Origin of the sequence: Streptomyces sp. NBC_00647, assembly GCF_045207245.1 — a bacterium.
GTDB lineage: Bacteria > Actinomycetota > Actinomycetes > Streptomycetales > Streptomycetaceae > Streptomyces.
In genome coordinates this window covers 9,744,077-9,766,095 of the sequence record NZ_CP109040.1, presented here as the reverse complement: position 1 = coordinate 9,766,095, position 22,019 = coordinate 9,744,077, and the positions used below count along the sequence as shown (strand labels likewise).

The window sequence follows — 22,019 nt, the reverse complement described above, 5'->3', positions numbered from 1 at the left end:
CGCCACCGCCGCCCGCCGACGGCGTCGCCCTGATGGTCGGCCCACGTCGTGCCGCTGCGGGAAGGCCCATGACATCCTGCGACCGTGCGATTGAGTGATCAGGCAAGCGGAGTCGAACTCCGTCCGCTGCGCTATGAGTTCGCCACGGCCCGGGGCAACCGCTATGACGACAACTGGCTGGTCGTCGGCGGCACGGTGACGACTCCCGAGGGCACCTGGTCCTTCACCGATCCCTCTCTGCTGACCCACGAAGCCCACCAGGTCACAGCCTGGCTGCGCGCGGTGGCCGCGGGGACGATGCCGGTAACCCTGCCTGACGCCGAAGGCTACTTCTCCCCGGACACGTGGTTCGACGAACCGGTCCTGGCCTTCAGCCTCGCCGACCGAAGCGAGACGGAGGCGGTGATTCGCCTCCACCTGTCGCTGGAGGCGAGGCCTCCATGGCAGCAAGGTGAGAACAGGGCCGGCATCTACCAGTACTTCGTGGAAGTGCGCGTGGACACAGCCGCGCTGCTTCGCGCGGCCGACCAGTGGGATCTCGCTCTGGCCGCGTTCCCGACCCGCTGACCCACGTCGGTCGCGGCACACGGAGCGGCCAAGCGGCTGCGCGGCACAGCGGGGGCTGCCCCGGGGTGATGCCGACGGCCAAGTGGAGCCCACGAGTGGTGGACGTCTCCCCACCGACTCAGGCTGGCGTACGCAGTGCCCGCCCCGATCATGTGGCGGCGGGCGGAGCCACGCGGCGTCGTCCCGGTGAGAGAGGCCGGGGACGTCAGAGAGACGGGATCACATGACGGAACAGGGCCTCAGTCCGGGTTGCCTGCCGTCCGTTCGCGGGAACGGCGGGATCGTACGAAGAAGGGTGCAACACCGGTACGCACAGCGGCGCTCCCGGGGCGCGCGCACCACCATGGCGCTCGTCGCGGCCGGTCTGGCCTTCCTCGGAACGGCGGGCGCGGCACCGAACGGTGCCGTGTCACCCGTCGGCGCGCCCCTGTCGAAACCTCCGGCGCGGTTCGTGCCCGGTCCTTGCCCGAAGACGCCCGAGCCGGTCCCCGGGCGATGCGGGGTCCTGGAGGTGCCCGAGAACCGCGCCCACCGGCGAGGGCGGACCATCCGGCTGGCCGTCGCGATCATCCCCGCCGCGTCGGCGCGACCGGCCGGGGACCCGGTGGTGTTCATGTCCGGGGGTCCCGGTGGCGACGTGATGGGGGATGTTCCCTTCCTGATCGGCGCCGGTGTGAACCGGGACCGCGATCTGATCGTCATGACCCAGCGCGGAACGCTCTATGCGCAGCCGAACCTCGCCTGCCCGGAGATCGACCGGTTCTACGCGGACGCCGTGGGGCTGCCTTACGACGCGCCGTCGACCGGGCGTCGTCTGGTGCGCGCGACGAAGCAGTGCCGGGACCGTCTGACGGCCGACGGAATCGAGGTGAGTGCCTACAACACCACGGAGAACGCAGCCGACTTCGCCGACCTGCGGAAGGCGCTCGACATCCCCCGGTGGAACGTCTACGGGTACTCCTACGGCACCGACCTGGCCCTCACCTACCTGCGCCGGCACCCCCAGGGGATCCGCTCGGTGGCCATCGACTCCGTCGTCCCTCCGCAGATCGTGAGCCTGCCCTGGACCTGGGACAGTGCCCAGGAGGGGATCGGCGCGATCTTCGCGGCGTGCGCGGCCCAGCCCGCGTGCAAGAGCCGCTACCCCGATCTCCCGCGCACGCTGACGCGACAGATCCGGCGACTGGAGGCGCACCCCCTCACGGTGACGACACCGCCGCCGGGCGGCGGAGACCCGGTGAAGGTCGTCCTCGACGGAGGCGCGCTGGTGAACCTGCTGGTCGCCAACGCGGTCCCGGCCGTCGACGTCCCCGCGGCCCTCGACGAACTGGCCCACGGACATCCTGACCGCTTCGCGCAGGCCCGCGCCGCCGGCGCGAATCCCGTCATCGGTGAGTTCGCCCACGGCCTGACGCAGTCGGTGGCCTGCAGCGAGTGGGTGCCGGGCTTTTCGCGGTCCGACCTGCTGAAGGCGGGCCGCCGGGCCTTCCCCGGGTGGCCGGACACGGTCCTGGCCCAGGCACCGCAGCTCCCCTTCCAGCACGACGCCTGCCGCGTCTGGAACGTCCCGGACCGCACCCCCGTCCAGCGGGTGGCGACCTTCAGCAAGGTGCCGACGCTCATCGTCTCCGGGACCTTCGACGCGAAGACCGGAGCGCGCTGGGGGCCGTACGCGGGCCGAACGCTGCCCCGCTCGACCGCCGTGCGGATTCCCGGCATCGGCCACTGGGTGGTCCCCCAGTCGCCCTGCGCGGAAAGCGTCCTGGCCTCCTTCCTCACACATCCGACCTCGCCCGACACCGCCTGTGTGGCAGGGCTCGAACCGAGACCGTTCACCATCACCCCGGAGAGCGCATGATGTCCATCCGCCCGCCCCACCACCGTCGCACCGTGCGACGACTCCCCGCCGCGTTGGCCGGAGCCACGGCCGGTGTCCTCGTCCTCGGCCTCGCCGTGACACCCGCGCGAGCCGAAGGCAGCCCCGCGGCGCCCCTCGGCACCGTCGCACGAACGGTGGGCGACGCCCGCTTCGTGCCAGGGCCCTGTCCGAGGACGGCGGACCCGATCCCCGCTCTCCAAGGGGCCCGCTGCGGGACGCTCACCGTGCCCGAGAACCGCTCCCGCCACAAGGGACGGAAGATCACCCTCGGAGTCGCGATCGTTGCGGCCGCGACGAGGAGACCGGCGCGCGACCCGATCGTGTGGCTCGCCGGCGGGCCCGGCGACGACGCGGTCTCCGAGGCCCAGCTGGCGATCGACGGCGGCCTGAACCGCGACCGGGACGTCATCTTCATGTCCCAGCGGGGGACCTACTCGGCCGACCCGACGCTCACCTGTCCGAACGTCGACGCGTTCAACGCACGCGCCGTCGGCCTCGTCTACGGTGCGCCGTCCACCGGGCGTCTGCACGTCAGGGCGACGCGGGTCTGCCGCGAGCAGTCGGCGAGCCGCGGCGACCTCAGCGCCTACGACAGCACCGAGAGCGCCACCGACTACGCCGACCTGCGCGTCGCGCTGGGCATCGAGCGGTGGAACGTATTCGGTATCTCCTACGGCACCGACCTGGCTCTCATCTACCTGCGCGACCACCCCAAGGGCATCCGGTCGGTCGGCATCGACGGCGTCCTGCCGCCGTCCCTGGCAGGCGGAGCCGTGACCTGGAGCGCCGCACGGCAGGGCTTCGACGGCCTGTTCAAGGCCTGCGCCGAACAGCCCGCCTGCAACGGCCGGTACCCGAACCTGTCGGACACCTTCGAGCGCCTCGTCCGTCAGCTCGAAGCCCGCCCGCTCACCACCCGCGTCACGATCCCGGGCCAACCGGCGCCGGTCAAGGTCGTGCTGGACGGCGGGGTCCTGGTGAACTGGCTGACCTCCGCCACCCATGTGGCGGCCGGAGTACCCCGCTCCATCGACGAGTTGGCCCACGGCAACCCGCAGCGCATCGCCGAGCAGTGGGCGGGGGGCAAACTCAGTCCGCAGGCCATGGGCAGGGTTGCCCACGGGCTCGCCTACGGCGTCTTCTGCCGCGAGTGGACACCCTTCGAGAGCGAAGCCGATGTGATCCGGGGAGGGCGGCGCGCATTCCCCTCCTTCCCCCGCTCGGTGCTCGCCAACGCACCCCAACTCCCGTTCCTCCACGCGGACTGCCGCGCCTGGGACGTCCCGGCCGCACCGCGCTCGGTGCGTGACGTGACGCGAAGCAACATCCCGACCCTCGTCATGTCCGGCGGGTTCGACGCCCAGACCGCGCCGAGCAACGGCGCCTACGTCGCTCGTACGCTGAGCCGGTCCACCGTCGTGACGGTCCCCTACGTCGCCCATGTCGCCTTCGCCGAGTCGCCGTGCGCGCAAGCGATCACCGCCTCGTTCTTCGACAGGCCGACCTCGCCGAACACGGAATGCCTCGCGGGTCTCCAGCCGCCCGAGTTCGAGATCGCGCCGTAGGACTGGGGGCAGTCGCCCTCACGGGCCGGGTGGTCTTACAGGCCGGGTGGGCCGGGTGGCCTCGCAAGCCACGTGGTCCTGTCGGTCAGGTGGTCTGGCGGCCGGTCAGGCTGTAGGGAACGCGCCGCCGAAGCCCGCGCCACCCTGCCGATGTCGCTCGACCCGACGTCTCCGGAGCGGAGTTCCGCTCCGGAGACGTCGCGACTTGGAGCTCCCTGCCGAGGAGTGGCAGTCCCGGCCCACTCGGGTCACGCACCTCAAGCCAGAGGCCAGAGCTGCATCCTGCGTCGACTCAGGGGGTCGGGCCCTTCCCGCCAGGCGACGCAGAGGACGACTCCGTCGCCGCGGCTGTCCTCGGACGGCACCTGGAAGTGCAGTTCAGCCCCGGCGGGTACCTCGTTCCACTGCCGGATATGGCGGAAGGGCCGAAAGTGCCCCCTCGGCGTGGCCCAGCCGACCGAGATGCCCACGCGGTACGCATTCGCGTATCCGCCGTTGGCCAGCCCGTATTCGCCCGGCGCGGCGTTGTGCCGCACCAGCAAGCGGATGGCGGGGTTCTCCTTCCGGGACCGCCAGGAGTGAACGCCCTCCGTGGCCACCACGCCGACCAGTACTCCGACAACCGCGGTAACGAGATCCCCCAGCCCATGAGACGAACGTACCGCGCGTCGGCCGTCGATCGACACGGAAAGGGTTTCGTCCTCAGCCAATGGACTCAACTTGGCGCCTGCACAACCCCGTTCGTCGCGCCGTTGTCCCCACGCCCTATCGGCACGTCACCGTCGTGTCACCTTTCATGCCTCCACCGCCGCCGGCGCCGACTGCGCGCCGCGTTCGGCACGCCAGTGAGCGAAACGTTCGATCATGATCCTGTGCTTCTCAAGGTGCTGTTCAAGTAGAGCGCCATCCTGAATGCCCGTCAGCTCGGCCGGGGCAGCGGTGGTTGCGCGACCGGCGTCATCCGTGCACCGCCGCGAGACTCTGCGTGCCACGCGCCGCTCGCTCGGCGTCGCGCTTGGCGACCTCCTCGCGGACGATCGGGATCACGTACCGGCCGAAGTCGATCGCGTCACCCAGCAGGTCGTAGCCGCGGGCGGAGAGGATGTCGACACCGAGGTCGTAGTAGTCCAGCAGGGCCTGGGCGACCGTTTCGGGGGTTCCGACCAAGGCGTTGGAGTTGCCCGCGCCACCGGTCGCGGCGGCGGTCGGCGTCCACAGGGCGCGGTCGTAGCGCTCCCCCGCCTCCGCTATGGCGATCAGCCGCTGCGAGCCGGAGTTCTGCGGCTGGCCCTGGCCGTTGCGGCGCTTGGTGACCGGATCGCCCTTCTCCTTGCGGGCCTTGATCGCGCCGACCGTGCGGTGCGCCTTCTCCCAGGCCAGTTCCTCGGTCGGGGCGATGATCGGGCGGAACGCGGCCTGGATGCGCGGCACGTCGGTGCGACCGGCCGCCTTGGCGGCGGCCTTCACCGCCTCGATCTGCTCGGCGGTCTTCTCCAGGGGCTCGCCCCACAGGCAGTAGATGTCGGCCTCGGCGCCCCCAGCGGCGTACGCGGCAGGTGACGAGCCACCGAACGACACGTTCGGACGGGGATGCTGGACCGGAAAGACGTCGCTGACGAAGTCCTCGAACCGGTAGTGCTCCCCCTCGTGGTCGAAGGGCTCGTGGGTGGTCCAGATCTTCTTGACGATCTGGATGTACTCACGCGTGCGGGCGTAGCGTTCGTCCTTGGTGAGGGTGTCGCCCTCGCGGCCCTGTTCGTGGTCGTTGCCACCGGTGATGAAATGCACGGCCAGCCGGCCCTCGCTGATCTGGTCGAGGGTGGCGAAGGTCTTCGCGGCGAAGGTCGGGTACGAGACGTTGGGCCGGTGGGCGAGCAGGATCTGGAGGCGGTCCAGCCTGCTCGCGATGTAGGCGGCGGCGGGCGCGGGATCCGGCGATCCGGAACCGTAGGCGAACAGCACCCGGTCCCAGCCGTGGTCCTCGTGCGCCCGGGCGAGCCGGAGCGTGTACTCCTTGTCGAAGGCGGCGCCGGAGCGCGGGGTGGTTTCGGAGCCGTTGTTGGTGGCTGCGATGCCAAGGAACTCCACTGGCATGGGAGATGGCCTTTCCTCAAGTCCTGCGGGACCGCCGTCGGCGGCGCGTGGGCACGGCGGAGCGGCCCTCGGTGCGGCGGGGTGTGACGGCGCTTCAGGGGCAATGGATCCACATGGGTGAGCAGGCGTGACGACGCCGGGGTACGGGCCTCGGGTGATGTCGGCGGCGGCCGGTGTCAGGCGTCGCTGAACCGTCCATGCACGGGTTCGGCAGGTTTTCAGCGCATGGCTACGACGGTGGGGCGACGGGAGGACTCGGCCCGCTACGGGGTCACCGAGGGAGGCGGGACCGTTCAGACGGCCCGCTGCCGGATCAGGTGCAACACGCGGCGGACCACACCCGACCGAAGTCGATGTGGTCGCGGGTGACCAGGCGCTGCTCGGCATTCATACGGCCAATTCAGCAGTACATCTCGCTCCCCCGTCAACTGTGGCCCGGATACTGGACCCTTCAGCCGTAGCGGCACGTGGTCGACCTGCGTCCCGGCCGCTTGGACGGGCACGACCTGCCGCCCGCGGGCGTCGGCCTACGGCGACGGGTGTGCCCGCCGCGGTGCCATGTTCCCTACTTTTCCTATCGATTTACTAGGAAAGCATTGACCGCCCGTCCAACGGGTGCGCAGGATGATGCACATGACCCATACGCAGCAACGACTCGTTCGTCGTCGGCATGTCGACTTTGGTCACGTCGTCAGCGCCGCCTGCTGTCGCGTCTAAGGCACGCGCCACACACACCGCGCGTCCCACCCCGCTCCTTCTCTCTCAACCCTGGTGATCAGGCGCACCACCCCCTGCGCCTGACGACCCGACGCACTTCCGAAGGGCAACCGCCATGACCACGGCACTTCCGGCCCAGACCACTTCCGCGGATCCAGCGCTCCCCGGCACGCGCCGGCTCCATCTCGTGGACGACGCGGCGCCGAGCGGCACCCCGGAGCACAACTCCCCACGCCTCGTCGGCTACCTCGTGTTCGTCCCCGAGGGCACCGATCCCGCCACGCTCTTCGCCGAGAACGTGCCGCGGCCGGAGATCCGTCCGCTCGCCTCCACGGACTCACCTTCCTTGCGGCGGACGGGACACGGCGCCCTCCGCATCGATGCGGAGCAGCGTGTCGCAGCACTGGACGGACGCGAACTCGACCTCACATACCTGGAGTTCGGGCTGCTGGCCCATCTCGTCCTGCACCCCCACCAAGTGCACTCGCGCGAGCAGTTGATGGCCGTCGTCTGGGGCTACGACCACATCGGCGACGGCCGCACCGTGGATGTCCACATCGCGCGGCTGCGTCACAAGCTGGGCAAGGTCCACCGGCGCGGGATCGTCACCGTACGGAGCGTGGGCTACAAGTACGTGCCCGACCAGCAGGAGAGCACCGACACCGCTCCTTGCCGCCGAACTTGAGGAGACCACCACCATGGGCGTTGCCACCGCGCCGTCCGGGCCCACCGCGGAATCCGTCCGGACCGGACCCGACCGTGTGCACTGGCTGCGCGCGGCCCGCGAAACGGCGGACGACCTGGCCACGGACGCGGTGGCCAGGGAGCAGGCGGGCAAGACCCCGTTCGACGAAGTGTCCCGCCTGCGTGAGGCAGGGCTGTTCACGCTCCTCGTACCGGCCGAAGCGGGGGGAGGCGGCGCGGACTGGCCCACGGCCTACGCCGTCGTGCGGGAGATCTCCGCGGCCGACGGCGCGATCGGTCAACTGCTCGGCTGTCACTACTTCCTGTCGTGGAGCGCCCGGTTCCTCACCGAGTTCACCCCTGCCGCTCGCGCCGAACGGCCGTCCGTGGCGGACCAGTTGTGCTGGGGTGGCGGTTTCGCCCGTCAGGAACTGCCTCTGACCCTGGCCAGGAAGGCCGATGGCTATGTGCTGGACGGTCGGCAGAGCTACGCCACGGGATTACTCGTCGCCGACCGCCTCGCCGTGCGGGCCGAGCGGGTCGACACCGGCGAGCCCTTCGCCGTGGTCGTCGATCCCGCCCATCACGGCGTACGGATCGACGGCGACACGGATACCTTCGGCCAGCGGCTCGCGGCCGGCGGAAGCGTGGAGTTCGACGCCGTACCGGTCTCCGCCGACAACGTAGTCGGCTCGCTCTCCGTGGACGAGGATGTCCTGTCACCATCGGCCGCTCTCACATCACCGGTCGGACGTCTCCTCTCCGTCCAGATCCTTCTCGGCATGGCCGAAGGAGTGCTCGCCGAAGCACGTGAGTACAGCAGAGCGGGCCACTCACCCTGGCATCCCGCCTGGCCCGTCGGCTCGCCCCAGGACCCGCAAGTGCTGGCCGTCTACGGAGAGCTCATCGTCCTCGCCCGCTCCGCCTCCGCACTCACCGAACAGGCTGTGGAAGCCGTGCACGGCGGGCTGGCACGCGGTGAAGACCTCTCCTACGACGAGTACGCGGAGATCTCTGTCCTCGTGACCATGGCCGAGGCCGCCGCTTCCCGGGCCGCGCAGGAGTCCACAGCCCGCGTCCTCGACATCGTCGGCGCCCGCTCGGCATCCTCCCGGCTGGGCTTCGACCGTTTCTGGCGCAATGCGCGGACCCATACCCTGTACGAGCCCGTCGCCCACCGGCTCCGCGACGTCGGGGACCACTTCCTCAACGGCGCGCACCCTCCGTTCGTCCTGCCTGTCTGACCTGGGGCTTCCTGCCCGTCCTGCCCAGGGTCCGTGGGGCGCCGCGCAGAGGTCTCAGCAACCGGACCGTCGGGCAGGGGCGGGGACCCGCGCCCCCGGCCGGGCCCGCCCGCGATGGAGACCGACCGAACCGTACGGGATAATGCGCACATGCGGATTTCAGCCAGGGCGGACTACGCGGTACGTGCCGCACTGCAGCTCGCCGCGTCACAGGATGACGGGCCGTTGAAGGCCGAGGCGATCGCCGACGCCCAGGACATCCCCCACAAATTCCTCGAAGGCATCCTGAACGACATGCGCCGGGGCGGTCTCGTGCTCAGCCAGCGCGGCGGCAACGGCGGCTACCGACTGGCCAAGCCCGCCGAGTCCATCAGCATCGCCGACGTCATACGCACCGTCGACGGACCGCTCGTCTCGGTGCGAGGGGTCCGCCCCCCGGACCTCTCCTACACCGGCCCGGCCCAGTCGCTGCTCCCCCTGTGGATCGCGCTGCGGTCCAACGTGCGCGAGATCCTCGAGGGCGTGTCGCTCGCCGACGTCGCATCGGCCCAACTGCCTCCCGACGTATCCGCGTTGACCGACACCCCAGGCGCCTGGGCGAACCCCTGACGCCATGGGGCCGCACGGTGAGCGTGCGCGTGCCGAACCTCTGGGCGAGCGGAGCCGGCGGCCCGTCGTCAGTCACCGGTCATACGGGCCCTTCCGCGCGGAACTGGTTGGCCGGCACCGGCAGCCCGTAGTGCTCGCGAAGGGTCGACCCTTCGTACTCCTCACGGAACAGGCCCTTGCCGCGAAGGATCGGCAGGACGTGCTCGATGAAGCTTTCCAGGCCGGACGGCAGGGCCGGCGCCATGATGTTGAACCCGTCCGCGGCACCTCCCTCGAACCAGGCGACGATCGTGTCCGCCACCTGTTCGGGCGTGCCGATGAACTCGAAGTGGCCGCGGCCGCCGCCGAGCCGCGAGATGATCCGGCGGACCGTCAGCTTCTCGCGTACGGCGAGTTCGATGATCAGGTCGGAGCGGCTCTGCGAGCCCTCCAGCTTCGGCCTCGCGAGGATGAAGTCGGGCAGCGGCCCGTCGAGTTCGAACACCGACGGTTCCGTCTCGAAGACCGCGGCCAGCCGGCGCAGCCCGTACTCCGGAACGCGGAGCTCGTCGAACTGCCGCGACAGCGCCCGAGCTTCCGCCTCGGTCGACCCGATGTACGGGACGATGCCCGGCAGTACGATCACGCCGTCCGGGTCACGCCCCGCGGCCCTGGTCCTGGACTTGATGTCGGCGTAGAAGTCGGCTGCGCGCTCGTACGTCTGATGGGCGGTGAAGATCGCCTCGGCGTGCCGTGCCGCGAAGTCCTTGCCGTCCTCGGAGGAGCCGGCCTGCACGAGCAGGGGGTGACCCTGCGGCGGACGCTCGACGTTGAGCGGACCGGCCACCGAGAAGCGCGTGCCCCGGTGGTCGAGCCTGTGGAGCCGAGCGGGGTCGGCGTAGCGCCCCGTGGTCTTGTCGGCGACGACCGCCTCGGACTCCCAGCTGTCCCACAGTGCCTTGGCGATGTGCAGGAACTCGTCGGCCCGGGCGTACCGCTCGGCGTGGTCGGGACGGTCGACGAGGCCGAAGTTGGCCGCCTCGTCGGCGCCCGCCGAGGTGACGATGTTCCATCCGGCCCGGCCGCCGCTGACATGGTCGACCGATGCGAGGCGACGGGCGAGGTTGTAGGGCTCGTTGTACGTCGACGACACGGTCGCGATGAGTCCGATCCTGCTGGTCGCCTGTGACAGCGCGGTCAGCAGGGTGAGCGGTTCGAGCTGGCCCGGAGGCCGGAACTCGCCCGTGCCGACGATGGCCGGGCCGTCCGCGAGGAACAACGAGTCGAACTTGGCGCTCTCCGCCAGCTGTGCCAGCTCGATCCAGTGCCGCAGGTCGAAGTCCGCCCGCGGGTTGCTGTGCGGGAGCCGCCACGCCGCCTCGTGGTGTCCGGCCTCCATGAGGAAGGCGTTGAGGTGGAGCCGGCGTCTTGTCTGATCGCTCACGACTGCTCTCCAGTCCGTTCGTGGTGTGCCGACTCAGCCGACCGACAGCTTGGAGCTGTCGTATCCGGCCGGAAGGAGGTTGTCGGTGATCGACGAGACATCGACCTTCTTGGTGATCTGGCCCGCCTCACGGAAGGAGTCGGCGAGCTTCTGCTCCGCCTCGATGTCCGGCTTCCCCACCGGAGTGACCCGGAACTGGAAGGCGGCCAGCGTCGCCTTGGCGTCGGCCAGGGGAATGCCCTGCTCCCGAGAGAGCGCCTGCGCGTGCTTGCCCGGGTGCTCGACCGCCCAGGCGAACTCGCGGGACAGCCTCTTCAGGACGTCGGTGAGAGCCGCCCGCTTCGTGGGGTCCTTCAGCGACTTGTCGGTGGCGACGTAGTAGCTGCTCGTCTGGTCGATCGGCGGGAGACCCTTCGCCAGGATCCGCGCGCCGTTCTTGACCGCGATCGCCGACTGCGGATTCCAGATCGACCAGGCGTCCACCTTGCCCGTGTTGAACGCCGTGGCGCCGGCCGCCGGATCGAGGAAGACCAGCTTCACGTCCTTGAGACCGAGGCCCACGCTCTTGATCGCGTTCAGGGCCAGACCGTGCGCCGAACTGCCCTGTGGCACGGCGATCCTCTTGCCTTTGAGGTCCTTCAGCGTCTTCAGCTGCGAGCCCTTCGGCACGATGATGTTCTCCAGTGCCTGGTCGGGCCTGAGCGAGCGGTTGACGGCGACGATCTTGAAGCCGTACTCCTTCGCGGCACCGGTGATCGGCGGCACGTCGCCGACGCTGCCCAGGTCGATGTCACCCGAGGCCGCCGCCTGCACGAGCGGCGGGCCGTAGGTGAAGCGGGCGAACTTCACCTTGTAGGGAGCGTTCTCGAACACTCCGGTGATCTTCGCCAGCTCCTGGCTGCCGTCACCGCCGTTGTCACCGATGGTGAAGGTGTACTTCTTCCACTCGGGGTGGCTGTCGGCCCCCGATCCGCTGGGACCGCTCAGGGGCGCGGCGGCCTCCGACGTCGAGGCGCAGGCGACGAGAGTGCTTCCCAGGGCGAGCAGGCCGACGGCGGCGACGATACGGGAGGGTCTTCTGGACATGGGTTCTCACGTGCTTTCTGTGCTGTGGTGGAAGGGGTCGGTGGATGTGCCGGGACGTGCTGGATGTGGTGGATGTGCTGGGCGAAATCAGTGCTGGTTGGCCAGACCGAGGTCTTCCAGAAGCGCGGAGCGCAGCTCCTCTCGCGCGATGCTCGCCTCGCGGTCCCCGGCCGACAGCTCGACGAAGTGCGAGGTGCCGATGCGTCCGTTGCTCATGACGACGACGCGGTCGGCCAGCGCGATCGCCTCGTCGACGTCGTGGGTGACGAGCAGCATGGCCGCGTGGTGCCTGCTCCGCAGCTCCCGCACGAGGTCGTGCATGCGCAGCCGCGTGATCGCGTCGAGCGCCGCGAACGGTTCGTCGAGCAGCACGAGTTCGGGCTCCGAGACGAGCGCCCGTGCCAGTGACACCCGCTGGGCCTCGCCGCCGGAGAGCTCCTTGGGCCAGGCCTTCTCGCGGCCCGCGAGTCCGACCTCGGTGAGCACGTCGAGGGCCCGCTGGTCGGCGTCCGGTCCGTGCAGGCCGAGGGTGACGTTGCGCAGCACCCGCTGCCACGGCAGCAGACGGTCGGCCTGGAACACGATCGCCCGTTTGGCCGGGACCTCGACCCGCCCGTCGTCGGGCCGGTCCAGCCCCGCGAGCAACCTGAGGAGGGTGCTCTTGCCGCAGCCGGAGGGGCCCAGCAGGACCACCAGCTCCTCGTCGGCGATGGTGAGGTCCAGGTGGTCGAGGACGACCCGGTCCCCGAACCGGCGGACGACCTGCTCGACGACGGCGCCTGCCTGCCGGCGAGGCTGTGTGCCGTGCGAAATTGCGGTGGTGCTCATGCCGCCTCATAACTGGGACGCCACCGCAGCAGCACCCGCTCGAGAACCCGGACGAACTGGTCGGCGAGCAGACCGAGGAGCGAGTAGATCACCAGCCCCACGAAGACCTGGCCGGTCTGCAGGTAGGTCTGCCCTTGGGTGATGAGGAACCCGAGCCCCTTGTCTGCGTTGACCGTCTCGGCGGCGACGAGGCCCAGAACGCTGTACGCGAGGGAGAACCGGAGTCCGACCAGGAACCCGGGCAGGGCTCCGGGCACCAGCACCCGCGTCACGAGTCGCCAGGTGCCCGCGCCCGTCGTCCGCGTCATCTCGATCAGCCGCTGGTCGACGCCGCGGATCGCGGCGAACAGGTTGAGATACATCGGGACGCCCGCACCGAACGAGATCAGCAGCACCTTCGTGAGCTCGTCGATGCCGAACCACACGATCATCAGTGGCAGCACCGCCAGCAGCGGGATCGTGTTCAGGATCTGCACGAGGCCGTTGAACAGATACTCGCCGCTGCGCAGCAGCCCGCCGAGCACACCGCTGATGATCCCCACCGTCAGACCGAGCGTGAGACCGATGCCGGCCCGTTGCAGCGAGATGGCCAAGTCCGGTCCCAGGACGCCCTGTTGCCATAGATCGACAGCGGATCCGACGATGGAGGACGGTGCCGGGGCATAGGTCTTCTTCAGTGCTCCGGCCCTGGCCAGGATCTCCCAGGTTACGAGGATCACGGCCGGAGTGGTGTAGATGCCCAGCGGCCAGCGCAGCCGCTCGCGAAGGGTGCGGAGCAGGGTCCGGCGGCGGGCGTCGCGCGGCAGGAAGACCTCGCGCCCCGGTGCGGTCGCCGACTCGGCGGTAGTCGGCGCGGTGGTCGCCGGCGCGGTGGTCGGCGCGGTCGCCGACTCGGCGGTCGTCGAGTCGGCGATCGCCGACGCGGCGGCAGCGGGTTCGGCGGCCGGCCTCTTGAGGCTGACCTCGGTCATGGGGCGGCCACCTCCAACTCCTTGCTGCGGTGCGGGGCGTCACCGGCGACCGCGCCGATGCGGCGCGTGAGTTTGCGGATGGACGGAGGCATGAGGGGCCCCTCTCGAGGGTTTGGGCGCACCGGGTGCTGAGAGTCGGAGTGAACGGATGATGACGGCGATGAGCGGCGATGAACGGCCACGAAGCCGGTACCCGGTCCGGTCGCGGACGCGAGAACCTCGACGGCTCCGCGGGCGTACCGGACGAAGGCCTGGCTGTGTGGTGACGGTCGTGCCGCCGCGCCGGCCGGTGTGCGCCGTCCGGGACGCCTTACGGAAGTCCCGCCGGGCACACGCCACTTGCACGACGTGCCCTTGGCCCGTAGCTGATGGCGGATCCCCTCGCCCACCTCGCAGTGCGCCGCACCCACTTCTCCCCGGGGAGAGGGAGAGGGAGGGAGTAGGAGCGGGAGCGCGGAGGGAAGTACGAGGGGAAGGAGAAGGCAGTCATCCCGCGGATACCGCGGTACCCCGGGAGACACCGCTGAGGCGGTATCGCACCGAACCTTCCGAGGTCAGGCCTTCGGAGCCCATCGACGGCTGCGGCTGCCGAGGACCGCTTGGCGGATCAGCTGCACACCTTGGGGGTCAACGACAACAGAACGCGCTGGAGACGTGCGCCAGGTCGATGTGGCGCCTCCGAGTCAAATCCACGCGGGGGTTCATGGAACGTGAGTTGAGCAGACACCCGCGCCGTCGGTCAACAACTTCCGGACAGGTCTCACATTGCGGAAACGTGGAACCGGCCCGCTCTGGAGAACACAGTCGAGGACGGCGCTACACGAGAGGCGGCCCCTTGCGCCGAGGGGGCGGAAGTCGGTGCCTGCTCCGCCGCGGATCGCGTCCCGCAGCGCCCGGCACCGCTCCCCGGGACCGGCAGCAGCTGGCACATCTTCCCACCGGCCGCCGGAAACCCCAGGTCAGTGGCGTGTCTGGCCAGGCGTCAGGTGGCGCAACACTTCAGCAACACGACTTTTCCTATCGGATCGCTAGGGTTCGACCCGTGCCTCCCACCGACCGCATCCGAGACCACGCCGGCCAGGGCGCGACCACCGTCGCCGCCCACCGCGCGCGGCGCCGACTGCGCGCCGATCAGGCCCGGCAGCTTGCCGACCTCCTCCGCCACCAACTCCTCACCGGCGGCTTCCCCACCGGCACGCTGCCGCACGAGTCGACCCTCGCCGGCGAGTACCGCGCTTCCCGCAACACCGTCCGCCAGGCTCTCGACCTCCTGCGGGCCGAAGGCCTCGTCGAACGCCAGCCCGGCGTCGGCACCGTGGTCGTCGCCCGGAAATATCCCCACGGCCTCGACCGCCTGATGGGCCTCGCCGAGACCCTCCGTGAACACGGCCAAGTCACCAACGAGGTCCGCACGGTGGGTCCCGCCCCGGCACCCGCCCCGGTCGCCGAGCGCCTTCACGTCCCGCCCGGCACCGACGTCCTCTACATCGAACGCCTGCGCCGCCTGGGTGGCCTCCCCCTTTCTCTCGACCTCACCTACATCCCCCTGGACGTCGGCACCGCCCTGCTCGGCGCCGACCTGGAGAACACCGACGTCTTCCGCCTCCTGGAAACCATCACGGGCCAGCCCCTCGGTCACGCCGAAATCACCCTGGAGGCGGTCACGGCCGACGCCCACTCCGCCGCCGTGCTCGAAGCCCCGCGCGGCGCGGCCGTCCTCATGCTGGAACGGCTCACTCACCTCGCCGACGGCCGCCCGGTCGACCTGGAGTTCATCCGATTCCGCGGCGACCGCATCACGATGAGCGGCCTCCTGCACCGGTCGCTCTGACCCCGTCCCCCTTCCTCAGCACGACCTTCCCGGAGACAGCCATGCCCTTGACACCCCAGCGGGCCGATGTGCCCGTGACCATCGACCAGTCGAAGTGCATCGAAGGCTGCACGCTCTGCGTGGACATGTGCCCGCTGGACTCCCTCGCCATCGACGACGGCAGCGGCAAGGCGTACATGCACGTCGACGAGTGCTGGTACTGCGGCCCGTGCGCGGCCCGCTGTCCCACCGGAGCCGTCACGGTCAACATGCCCTACCTGCTCCGGTGAAAGGCCCCGAACTCCCATGAAATTCACACCAGTTGCCGCAGGTGCCCTCCTTCTCCTCCCTCTGACGGCCTGCGGCGGCAACGCCGCGGCGGGAAGCGACGGCTCCACCGTCACCGTCACCGTCGGCTACCAGTCCAAGACCATCAACACGGTGACGGCAGGCACCCTTCTGCGGTCTCTCGGCTACTTCGAGAAGGACCTCAACGCCCTCCACGACGGCCACACCTACAAGGTCGACTGGCAGGACTACGCCACTGGTGCCCCCATCACCGCCCAGATGACCGCCGGGAAGATCGACATCGGCTCGATGGGTGACTTCCCTCTTCTCATCAACGCGGCCCGGGGCAAGCAAGTCGGCCGCCCCACCCACCTCGTCTCGGTCACCGGCTACAACCTCCGCGGCGGCCTCAACACCATCGTCACCGCCCCCGACTCCCCGCTCGGCTCCCTCGCGGACCTGAAGGGCAAGAAGGTCTCGACGAGCATCGGCTCGGCCGCCGACGGCACACTGATACGCGCCCTGCGACGCGCCGGCATCGACCCCGACAAGGACATCCAGAAGCTCAACCAGCAACCGGCGGTGGGGGCGTCCGCCCTCTCCGGGGGCAGCGCGGACGCGCTGTCGCAGTTCGTCGCCTGGCCGGGCCTGCTCGCCTACCAGGGCAAGGCCAAGGCCCTTTACGACGGCGCCCAGTTGAACCTGCCCACCTTCCACGGTGTCACCGCCCGCGAGGACTTCGCCAAGGAGCGGCCCGCCGTCCTGGAAGCCTTCCTCAAGGCCCAGGCAGAGGCGACGGACTATCTCAACGCCCACCCCGTCCCCGCCGCCGAGAAAGTAGCCGAGGCCACCGGCCTGCCCGCCGAGGTCGTCTACCTCTACAACGGCGCCCACGGCATCTCCACCTTCGCTCCGGCGATCAAACCGCAGCTCGTCTCCGCCCTGAAGCGGGACGTGTCGATCCTCAGGTCGGCGAAGCTCACCGGTGACGTGGACGTGGACGCCTTCGTCGACGACCGGTACGTCAGGAAGGCCCTCGGACCCTCCTACGCCGAGCGCCTCGCCGCGACGCCCGCACCGGTCGCGAGCGAGGTGTGGCCCAAGGGCGCCGAACAGACCCGTACTCTCAAGTCTCCGGCAGCGCTGCTGAGTTACGTCGGCCGGAACAAGGACGCGATCCGCGCCGCCTACGTACCCGACGCCACCACCGGCACCCTGTGGTTCGCCGACAGGGCGGTCTGGGTGGCCGACGGCGTCCGGCTCCTCCCCTTCGTCGCACCGGCGACCGCGAAGGCGTACGTGGCCGAGCACGGCGGCGCCCGTGTCATCACGTACGCCGACGCACTACGGCGGGCGTCATGACCCGGGACGCGCACCGGGCCGGCCGGTTCACGCCCCGGCATCCGCACCGGGCCGGCCGGTTCACGCCCCGGTATCCGCGGCGGGCGGGCCGGTTCGCACTGCGCCTCGGCTCGCTGGCGGCCGCCCTCGGCCTCTGGCAGCTGCTGACCAGCCTGAACGTCGACCTGTGGCTGCGCTTCTCCCAGTTCCCCACGGTCGCCGACGTGGCACGCACCTTCACCGAACGCCTGTCCGGCCCCGACTACTGGACGGACCTCACCGACAGCCTCACGCGCATCCTCACCGGCTTCCTGCTCGCCGCCGTCCTGGGCGTGGCCATCGGCGTGCTCGTCGCCCGCTCCCGCCTCGCCGAGGACCTGCTCGGCCCGCTGCTGGAGGTGATCCGGCCCATCCCGGCCATCGCCCTCGTCCCCGTGGCGATCCTCCTCCTGCCCTCCAACGAACAGGGCATCGTCTTCATCACCTTCACCGCCGCCTTCTTCCCCGTCCTGGTCTCCACCCGGCACTCCGTCCGCGCGCTGACCCCGGTGTGGGAAGAGGCGGTGCGCACCATGGGCGGCGGCCGCCTGCGGATCCTCGGCTCGGTCGTCCTGCCCGGCGCGCTGCCCGGCATCTTCGGCGGCCTGTCGGTCGGCCTCGGCGTCTCGTGGATCTGCGTCATCTCCGCCGAGATGATCTCCGGCCAGTACGGCGTCGGCTACCGCACCTGGCAGGACTACACGATCGTCAACTATCCGGGCGTGTTCGTCGGGATGGTGACGATCGGTGTCCTCGGCTGGGTCACCTCCACGGCCGTGGAGCTCCTGGGCCGTCGCCTGACCCACTGGCTGCCGCGCACGTCGTACGTGCCCGGGGTGCGGGTCCCGCGGCGGGTGCGCGATGCCGGCACCCCCGTACCCGTAGCACCCAGGACCGAGGAGGACGTGCCCCATGACCAGCTTGTCTGACGCCCGTTCACCGTCGCGCACGGGGGCGGGGCTCGCCCTGCGCGACGCCACCCTCGGTCGCCCGGGCGCGCCCGTGCTGGACCGGGTGGACCTCGACGTGACTCCCGGCGAGATCCTCACCGTCGTCGGTCCCTCCGGCTGCGGCAAGTCGACGCTCCTGCGCACGCTGGCCGGGCTGCTGTCTCCCCTCGCCGGCGAGGTCGCCCAGGACACGCGCCGGCTGACGGGCCCCTCCGCCGACCGCGCCCTGATCTTCCAGGAGGACGCTCTCCTGCCCTGGCGCAGCTTGCGCGCGAACGTCGAACTGCCGCTCGCCATCGCGGGGTTGTCCCGAGCCGAACGCCGCGCACAGGCCGAGTCCTGGCTCACCCGGGTCGGACTCGCCGAGCAGGCCGGACAGTTGCCGCACCGCGTCTCGGGTGGCCAGCGCCAGCGCGCACAGCTGGCCCGCGCCCTGGCGCCCGCGCCGCGCGCCGTCCTCATGGACGAGCCCTTCGGCGCCCTCGACGCCCAGACCCGCGCCGGTATGCAGGACCTGCTGGTGGAGGTGTTGCGGGGCACGGGCGCGACCGTCGTGTTCGTCACCCACGACGTCGACGAGGCGCTCTTCCTCGGCGACCGGGTGGCGCTGCTCGGCTCCGGCCGGCTCGCCGCAGTGCGCGCCGTGCCCCGCCCGCGCGACCGCACGGCGCACGACGACCCGGCGCGCGTGGCGCTGCGACGCGACGTCCTCTCCTCGCTCGGTACCTGAAAGGCACACCGGTGACCACCCCCGTGAACACCCCCCTGGAGATCCCCGCCCTCGACGACGCCGAGGAGCTCAGCTGCGACGTCCTCGTCATCGGGGGCGGCACCGCCGGCACCATGGCGGCGCTGACCGCCGCCGAACACGGCGCGCGGGTGATCCTCTTGGAGAAAGCCCACGTCCGCCACTCCGGCGCCCTCGCCATGGGCATGGACGGCGTCAACAACGCCGTCGTCCCGGGCCGCGCCGAACCCGACGACTACGTCGCCGAGATCACCCGCGCCAACGACGGCATCGTCGACCAGTCCACCGTCCGCCAGACCGCGACCCGCGGTTTCGCCATGGTGCAGCGCCTGGAGTCGTACGGGGTGAAGTTCGAGAAGGACGAGCACGGCGAGTACGCGGTCCGCCAGGTGCACCGCTCCGGCTCCTACGTGCTGCCCATGCCGGAGGGCAAGGACGTCAAGAAGGTCCTGTACCGGCAGCTGCGACGGCGTGAGATGCGGGAGCGGATCCGCATCGAGAACCGGGTGATGCCGGTGCGCGTGCTGACGGCGCGGGGGCAGGCCGTGGGGGCGGCGGGATTCAACACCCGTACAGGGCAGTTCGTCACCGTCCGCGCGGGCGCCGTGATCCTGGCGACCGGCGCCTGCGGCCGGCTGGGCCTGCCCGCCTCCGGCTACCTGTACGGCACGTACGAGAACCCGACCAACGCGGGCGACGGCTACTCCATGGCGTACCACTCGGGTGCCGAACTCACCGGCATCGAATGCTTCCAGATCAACCCGCTGATCAAGGACTACAACGGTCCTGCCTGCGCCTACGTGGCCAACCCCTTCGGCGGCTACCAGGTCAACCGGCACGGCGAACGGTTCGTCGACTCCGACTACTGGTCCGGGCAGATGATGGCCGAGTTCGCGGCCGAGGTGGCGTCCGACCGCGGCCCGGTGTACCTGAAGCTGAGCCACCTCCCGGAGGAGTCGGTCGCGGCGCTGGAGTCGATCCTCCACTCGACCGAGCGCCCGACCCGGGGCACGTTCCACTCCGGCCGCGGCCACGACTACCGCACGCACGACATCGAGATGCACATCTCCGAAATCGGTCTGTGCGGTGGCCATTCGGCCTCGGGCGTACGCGTGGACGACCACGCCCGTACGACCGTGCCGCGTCTGTACGCCGCCGGAGACCTGGCCTGTGTCCCGCACAACTACATGATCGGCGCTTTCGTGTTCGGCGATCTGGCGGGCGCGGACGCGGCCCGGTACACGGCGTACGAGGGTGAACTGCCGTCCGCCCAGCTGCGCGAGGCGCACGATCTGATCTACCGCCCGCTGCGCAACCCGGACGGCCCGCCGCAGCCCCAGGTCGAGTACAAGCTGCGCCGTTTCGTGAACGACTATGTGGCCCCGCCGAAGTCCGGCGCCCGGCTGTCCCTCGCCCTGGAGGCGTTCGAGCGCATGCGTGACGACATCGCGGAGATGGGCGCCCGCACCCCGCACGAGCTGATGCGCTGCGCCGAGGTCACCTTCATCCGCGACTGCGCGGAGATGGCCGCGCGGGCGTCCCTGGCGCGCACGGAGTCCCGCTGGGGCCTCTACCACGACCGCCTCGACCACCCCCGGCGCGACGACACCTCCTGGTTCCACCACCTCGACCTGTACAAGTCGCCTTCCGGCACTATGGAGTTCACCACCCGTCCGGTGGCTCCGTATCTGGTGCCGGTCGACGGCTTCACCCCGGTCGGCGGCCCCTCCCGTCACCTCGGCGAGGTCCACCCTCAGCAGGTGGCGACCGCCGGGGCCCGGGAAGCGGCGCCGGTGACGATGGCGCACGAAACCTCACCGAGCGGCGCGACCGTCCACCGCGCCGCCGCCGCGGACGCACCCACCACACCGCGCCTCCTCGAACTGCTCTCGCTCGCGGAGGAGGAGCCCGAACTGTCCTCCGTCGCGCCCTACTTGAGCGACGCCGATCCCACCGTCCGGCGGACCGCCGTCACCGTCCTGACCGAGACCGTGCCGCCCGGCACCGGACCCGCCCTCGCCGCGGCACTCGTCGACGCCGACGCCGACGTGCGCGAGGCCGCGGCCGGCTCATTGCGCGAACTCGTCGAGACGCTGCCGCCCGAACCGGCGCTGCGCGACGGCCTCGCCGCCGCCTTGTCCGGAGCAGACCCCATCGTGCGGGCCGCCGCGCTGGACGTTCTGCGCGCCCTGCGTCTCGGTGACGCCGCACTGTTCCGGGACTCTCTCTCGGACTCCAGCATCGCCGTCCGTATCGCGGCCGTGCGTGCGCTCGTGTCGGTCGACGCCACCGCGGACGTGGCCCGCGCGGCCGTGGACCCGTCCCGTGAGGTCCGCGTCACGATCGCCAAGGCACTGGGCACCACCGTCGCGGGGCAGCTCGGCGACACCACACCGACGGGCCCCGAGCCCGGTACGGCCCACTCGGCCCTGTCCGAGCTGATCGACGATCCGGACGCCCTGGTGCGTGCGGCCGCCTACGAGGCACTGGGCGCCATCGGCTGCCCGGCACCGCTGGACGCCCGCGCCGTGGCCGCCCTGTCGGATGCGGCCTGGCAGGTCCGGGCCGGCTCCGCCACGGCCCTGTCGTTCGCGGACCCCGGCCTGGCGGTCCCCGCCCTGGCAGAGGCCCTGGACGACCCGAACGCCGACGTACGCAAGGCCGCCGTACTGGCGTTGACCCGGCACCGTGCCGTCGAGGACGCCCGCGCCGCCCTGGCCACGGCGACGGCCGACCCGGACGCGGATGTCCGGGCCTACGCGGCACGAGCACGGTGACGGCGCCCTCCGCCTCGGGCCGAGTGCCGGAGGGGCGGGCCGCGGCCCCGGGTTCCGATGCCGGCTGCGGTCGTGGCCGGGCACGGCTGTCCGCGTGGGGTGCCGATCCGCGGCAGGCCCGGCACCACACGGAAGTCGTCGAGTGGCTGCTGGAGTTGGAGCTGACGCGGCGCTGAGCAATTCCGGCCCCCCTTTCGACCCGGAGCCATCCGATCGGCCCGTGTCCGCGACCGCATTTTCTTTACACGCACATGACGCTCCATTACGCGCCATGGACGCGTCATGGCAGGGATATGACAAGAACCGTTTTCCCTTGTTCCCCCGGTCCGCGGTGTTCAACGGTAGGAAAACCGCAGGAGCTGACTCCGGCCTCCGGCGATGTGTGCAGCGAAGCCCCCG

Annotated in this window: 18 protein-coding genes and 1 pseudogene; 13 read left to right on the top strand and 6 right to left on the bottom strand. The window is 70.6% G+C overall.

Features of this window, described 5'->3' with window-relative positions; translation table 11 throughout:
* Positions 1-84: 84 nt before the first annotated feature.
* The 3 genes from OG788_RS43070 (at position 85) to OG788_RS43060 (ending at position 4,011) form a co-directional block, all read left to right on the top strand.
* Positions 85-567 (top strand): hypothetical protein, encoded by a 483-nt coding sequence (locus tag OG788_RS43070; protein ID WP_406376323.1) that lies wholly within the window; start codon positions 85-87, stop codon positions 565-567.
* Between the two features lie 343 nt (positions 568-910).
* Positions 911-2,425, top strand: a complete 1,515-nt coding sequence (locus OG788_RS43065) for an alpha/beta fold hydrolase (protein ID WP_406376995.1) — start codon at positions 911-913, stop codon at positions 2,423-2,425.
* The gene (locus OG788_RS43060; RefSeq protein ID WP_406376994.1) at positions 2,425-4,011 is read left to right on the top strand and encodes an alpha/beta fold hydrolase; all 1,587 of its coding nucleotides are present in this window, start codon (positions 2,425-2,427) and stop codon (positions 4,009-4,011) included. The genes OG788_RS43065 and OG788_RS43060 overlap by 1 nt, the downstream gene beginning before the upstream one ends.
* Positions 4,012-4,268: 257 nt before the next feature.
* On the opposite strand, the gene OG788_RS43055 is transcribed toward OG788_RS43060, so the two are convergent.
* Entirely contained in the window at positions 4,269-4,613 is a 345-nt protein-coding gene (locus tag OG788_RS43055; RefSeq protein WP_406376322.1) for a hypothetical protein, read from the bottom strand.
* Between the two features lie 355 nt (positions 4,614-4,968).
* Entirely contained in the window at positions 4,969-6,105 is a 1,137-nt protein-coding gene (locus OG788_RS43050; protein WP_406376321.1) for an LLM class flavin-dependent oxidoreductase, read from the bottom strand.
* A gap of 832 nt (positions 6,106-6,937) precedes the next feature.
* On the opposite strand from OG788_RS43050, the gene OG788_RS43045 reads away from it, so the two are divergent.
* From OG788_RS43045 to OG788_RS43035, 3 genes are all read left to right on the top strand, one after another.
* Positions 6,938-7,507, top strand: coding sequence for a winged helix-turn-helix domain-containing protein (locus OG788_RS43045; protein ID WP_406376320.1), 570 nt, complete (start codon positions 6,938-6,940; stop codon positions 7,505-7,507).
* A 13-nt stretch (positions 7,508-7,520) separates the two neighbouring features.
* Positions 7,521-8,750 (top strand): acyl-CoA dehydrogenase family protein, encoded by a 1,230-nt coding sequence (locus OG788_RS43040; protein WP_406376319.1) that lies wholly within the window; start codon positions 7,521-7,523, stop codon positions 8,748-8,750.
* A 150-nt stretch (positions 8,751-8,900) separates the two neighbouring features.
* Positions 8,901-9,359: an RrF2 family transcriptional regulator gene (locus tag OG788_RS43035; protein ID WP_406376318.1), complete on the top strand. Its 459-nt coding sequence runs from the start codon at positions 8,901-8,903 to the stop codon at positions 9,357-9,359.
* Positions 9,360-9,438: 79 nt separating this feature from the next.
* Here the strand turns inward: OG788_RS43035 and OG788_RS43030 are convergent, their stop codons facing one another.
* The 4 genes from OG788_RS43030 to OG788_RS43015 form a co-directional block, all read right to left on the bottom strand.
* Positions 9,439-10,782 (bottom strand): LLM class flavin-dependent oxidoreductase, encoded by a 1,344-nt coding sequence (locus OG788_RS43030; protein ID WP_406376317.1) that lies wholly within the window; start codon positions 10,780-10,782, stop codon positions 9,439-9,441.
* Between the two features lie 33 nt (positions 10,783-10,815).
* On the bottom strand, positions 10,816-11,868 hold the full coding sequence (locus OG788_RS43025) for an aliphatic sulfonate ABC transporter substrate-binding protein (protein WP_406376316.1): 1,053 nt from the start codon (positions 11,866-11,868) through the stop codon (positions 10,816-10,818).
* Between the two features lie 87 nt (positions 11,869-11,955).
* Positions 11,956-12,696, bottom strand: coding sequence for an ABC transporter ATP-binding protein (locus tag OG788_RS43020; RefSeq protein ID WP_406376315.1), 741 nt, complete (start codon positions 12,694-12,696; stop codon positions 11,956-11,958).
* The gene (locus OG788_RS43015) at positions 12,693-13,667 is read right to left on the bottom strand and encodes an ABC transporter permease (RefSeq protein ID WP_406376314.1); all 975 of its coding nucleotides are present in this window, start codon (positions 13,665-13,667) and stop codon (positions 12,693-12,695) included. The genes OG788_RS43020 and OG788_RS43015 overlap by 4 nt, the downstream gene beginning before the upstream one ends.
* A 1,042-nt stretch (positions 13,668-14,709) precedes the next feature.
* Between OG788_RS43015 and OG788_RS43010 the strand changes: the two genes are divergently transcribed.
* From OG788_RS43010 to OG788_RS42980, 7 genes and pseudogenes are all read left to right on the top strand, one after another.
* A complete protein-coding gene (locus OG788_RS43010) occupies positions 14,710-15,498 on the top strand; it encodes a GntR family transcriptional regulator (RefSeq protein WP_351555743.1) in 789 nt (262 codons plus the stop codon).
* A 41-nt stretch (positions 15,499-15,539) separates the two neighbouring features.
* Complete coding sequence (locus tag OG788_RS43005; protein WP_406376313.1) at positions 15,540-15,767, top strand: ferredoxin family protein; 228 nt, start codon at positions 15,540-15,542, stop codon at positions 15,765-15,767.
* A gap of 16 nt (positions 15,768-15,783) precedes the next feature.
* On the top strand, positions 15,784-17,127 hold the full coding sequence (locus OG788_RS43000) for an ABC transporter substrate-binding protein (protein ID WP_406376312.1): 1,344 nt from the start codon (positions 15,784-15,786) through the stop codon (positions 17,125-17,127).
* Positions 17,124-18,074 carry an ABC transporter permease gene (locus tag OG788_RS42995; RefSeq protein WP_406376311.1) on the top strand — a complete coding sequence of 317 codons (951 nt, stop codon included), beginning with the start codon at positions 17,124-17,126 and terminating at the stop codon, positions 18,072-18,074. Before OG788_RS43000 ends, OG788_RS42995 begins: the two co-directional genes overlap by 4 nt.
* Positions 18,058-18,825: an ABC transporter ATP-binding protein gene (locus OG788_RS42990; RefSeq protein ID WP_406376310.1), complete on the top strand. Its 768-nt coding sequence runs from the start codon at positions 18,058-18,060 to the stop codon at positions 18,823-18,825. The genes OG788_RS42995 and OG788_RS42990 overlap by 17 nt, the downstream gene beginning before the upstream one ends.
* Before the next feature lie 11 nt (positions 18,826-18,836).
* Positions 18,837-21,620 (top strand): fumarate reductase/succinate dehydrogenase flavoprotein subunit, encoded by a 2,784-nt coding sequence (locus OG788_RS42985; RefSeq protein WP_406376309.1) that lies wholly within the window; start codon positions 18,837-18,839, stop codon positions 21,618-21,620.
* 57 nt (positions 21,621-21,677) lie between these two features.
* Positions 21,678-21,796 (top strand): annotated as a pseudogene (locus OG788_RS42980) (class II aldolase/adducin family protein); the annotation flags it as partial.
* Positions 21,797-22,019: the final 223 nt, after the last annotated feature.